General features: G+C 39.3%; 4 protein-coding genes. All 4 read left to right on the forward strand.

The features are described from left to right. On the forward strand, nt 1-215 hold a 215-nt coding region (locus tag VK080_RS16115), incomplete at its 5' end, for a hypothetical protein (protein ID WP_324223633.1). A gap of 140 nt (nt 216-355) precedes the next feature. Continuing rightward, complete coding sequence (locus tag VK080_RS04810; protein WP_324223634.1) at nt 356-685, forward strand: cysteine hydrolase family protein; 330 nt, start codon at nt 356-358, stop codon at nt 683-685. 123 nt (nt 686-808) lie between these two features. Then, a complete protein-coding gene (locus VK080_RS04815; protein ID WP_324223635.1) occupies nt 809-1,876 on the forward strand; it encodes a TRAP transporter substrate-binding protein in 1,068 nt (355 codons plus the stop codon). A 4-nt stretch (nt 1,877-1,880) separates the two neighbouring features. Next, nucleotides 1,881-3,453, forward strand: a 1,573-nt coding sequence (locus VK080_RS04820) for a TRAP transporter large permease subunit (RefSeq protein WP_324223636.1), incomplete at its 3' end; no start/stop codon positions are given.

Consider the following 3,453-nt stretch of genomic DNA (forward strand, 5'->3'; position numbering starts at 1 on the left):
CCAAAGCTTTTGATATTAAAGAAGTAATCGCCAGCCATTGGTCGTGGGGCGGTTACTTCTTTTTATTTACGAAAATGACGACGGTCACGATTAAACTAAGTACCGCTACAACTGATAGACTGAATTGCGCTACTAGGCTTAGTGCTTCGAAAGTCGTCATTCTACCACCTCCCTTCTACAAGGAAGATGGCCAACCGCCCACGATACAATTGTAGTTGTTGCTATTATTCTATTATAATACTATTGAATAAATAGAAAATCGGAACATTTATTCCTATGTTTCGAGATAGATTTTACTGCGTAACTTTGCGCATGTGATTTTAAAAAGTATGCTCATTTACACAAAAACGTAGAAGTGTCTATCCAAGGGACGGATCTTGATATCATCTTAAGGACGAAAGGGATAGAAAATGTCGCGATTGCAGAGTTGACTACGGAAGATTGCTGTTTCGCGGCAGCGCGGGATGCAATGTATCGAGGCTATAAGGTCGCATTTTTATCGGATGTTACCGGTACATACGACTATAAAGACATTGGCTTCGGCATGGTTCCGGCGGAAGAGGTGCACCGAGTATTTTTGACTATCTTAGGTGGCTCTACCGCACATGTCATGACCGCTGATGAATACATGCAGAAAGTCGATTCGGCAGCAGAAGAGGCTGCACAAGTTTCATTTGACAAATGATTTTCAACTTAGTTGGCATAAAATGCTGGCTAGGTTTTTTATGTACATTTTTCCCTGTAAATGGACAAAAAAGAAAGAATTTTAATTAAAATGGCAGCGTATACATATAAGGGGAGGGTAAATATGAAAGGAAAAACAATTCGGTTTTTAGCTTTATTATTATTAATTGTTTTCATCTATTTTGGTGAATTGCGTTTATCAATGTTTGCAGGTGTGACGGATATGGATGTAATCACATTTCGTGTAGCACAATCGAAAGCAGCGAATCACCCAGTGTCTCTGGGGATTGATAAGTTTGCGGAGCTGGTTGAGAAAAAATCAAACGGGAAAATGATCATAGAGACGTATCATGATGGGTTGCTTGGGGATGATCGGGAAGTTATTGAGAGTGCGCAGCGTGGGAGTATTGCTTTTGCAAGTTCTTCAACGCCAAATATGACGAGTTTCACGAATTATTTTACAGCATGGGATTTACCATACATATTTGAAAATAAGGAAGAAGTGTACAAAGCGATTGATGGACCTCCGGGAGATGTCGTCCGTGAGGAAATGGAGAAAAGCGGGTTTAAAGTGATTTTCTTTCCCGACTATGGATTTAGACAGGTCGTAAATAATAAGAAACCAGTTATTCTTCCATCGGATTTAGAGGGTATGAAAATACGTACGACGAATTCTCGTATTGAACAGTCAGACTTTGAAGCTTTTGGTGCGAGACCAACGCCTGTTGCTTGGTCTGATGTCTTTACTGCCTTGCAACAAGGTACGGTTGAAGGGGAAGGGAATAGTTACTCGTTACTATGGGATACGAAACACCAAGAGGTTCTTTCTTATGCAACAGAAGTAAACTATAATTACAGTTCAGACATCGTAGTGATGAATTTAGATAAATTCAACTCCTTAACCAAAAAGCAACAAGAGATTATCATAGAAGCTGGTGAGGAGGCAAAGGTGTGGCAGCGTAATAAGGCTAATGAACGCGAAGCAGAAGCAAAGCAACAATTCATTGATTATGGAATAGAAATATATGAGCCTACCGATAAAGAAATTTTGATTTGGAAGCAAGCGACCGAACAAGTTTGGGATGAGTTTGTTCGAGAAGGATATGCTGAGCCAGAGTATGTCGATCTAATCCTTGAAACATTAGGAAAGACAAAGGAAGGTATCTTTTCGGAAAAAATAATTAGGGAGTGATAGTATGTCACAAGTGGTAAAGGAAGGTGAGACTCAAACAGTAAAACCTCCCAAAAAGAAAAGAAAAGTGCTCGACATTTTGGATAGCCGATTTGAAGAAGTATTAATCGTTTTTGGTTTTATTGGATTTATCCTATTAATTAACCTACAAGTAATCAACCGATATCTGTTACCATTTGTCGAAATTGCTAATATCACTACGTGGACAGAGGAATTATCTCGATATTTATTTATTTTTGTATCCTTTTTTGGTGCGAGTTTAGCAATCCGAAAGGGAGAAGTGATACGAGTAAATATTTTTTTCGATAAGTTATCAAAGACTTGGCAGGATGGAATTGAAATAGCAAATACAGTGTTCATGTTATATTTCAGTTATTTGATGATTCGTTATGGATTTGGCTTAATTAGTTTTCAGTATGAAATGGGTCAAACAACGCCAGCATTAGGGATTCCAATGGCGATTCCGTACAGTGCAGTACTAATCGGTTTTCTACTAATTGGTATCCGATTAATTCAAAAATTCCTGCATGATTCAAAAGACTTGAGCATGCAGGCAGGTGTTCTCGGATTAGGCTTATCGATTGTAATGGTGTTACCAGTGGTAGTGTTAGGGGAAATTTCCACCCCAATTTTACTATTTGGATATTTTGTCTTATTTATTTTCATCGGAATGCCAATCGCGTTTTCACTCGGCGTGAGTACCCTCGCGACCGTACTTGCAACCGATGCGATTCCAGTGGATTTCTTCCCACAAACGGCATTCACAAGTATTGACAGCTTTCCAATCATGGCCATACCATTTTTTGTTGCCGCTGGAATCCTCATGGGTGGCGGGGTTCTTATTCAAAGATTATTAAAACTTTCCGATGAAATGATTGGCTTTCTACCTGGTGGCTTAGCACTAGTAGCGATAATTACAAGTATGTTCTTTGCCGCGATTAGTGGTTCTGGACCGGCAACGGTTGCTGCGATTGGTACGATTTTGATTCCTGCGATGATTAAGCAAGGCTATCACCCAGGATTTGCGACAGCGATTGTCGCAACAGCAGGATCAATTGGAGTAATCATTCCGCCAAGTAATCCACTTGTAATTTACGGAGTTATGTCTCAAGAGTCAATTTCGAAATTGTTCATTGCAGGTATTTTTCCAGGAATTATGACTGGTGTAGCTTTGTGTATTGTGGCTTATTTCATTGCGAAAAAGAATGATTGGCAAGGGAATAAAACGTCATTTAGATTGAAAAATACGTTAAAAGCAGCATGGAATGCGAAGTTAGCGTTGTTGGCTCCAGTAATCATCTTAGGTGGAATTTACGGTGGAATTATGACCCCGACAGAAGCAGCTGCAATAGCGGCATTATATGGTTTAGTTGTCGGACTGTTTGTTTACAGGGATCTTAATATTAAGAAAGTATACGACCATCTAGTAAAAGCAGGTGTGACGTCATCGGTTATCATTCTATTAATTGTGATGGCTAGTATCTTCGGTCGCTTAATCACATTGGAACAGATTGCACAAATCGTTGCAAACTTTGTTCTAAGTATCAGTGAAAACAAGATTGTGATTCTGTTACTTT

It is taken from the genome of Lentibacillus sp. (assembly GCF_035301925.1).
In the GTDB taxonomy this organism is placed as follows: Bacteria; Bacillota; Bacilli; order Bacillales; family Amphibacillaceae; genus Lentibacillus.

Coding starts and splice junctions, on each gene's coding strand:
- VK080_RS04815 (WP_324223635.1), top strand. CDS start 809: ATGAAAGGAAAAACAATTCGGTTTTTAGCTTTATTATTATTAATTGTT.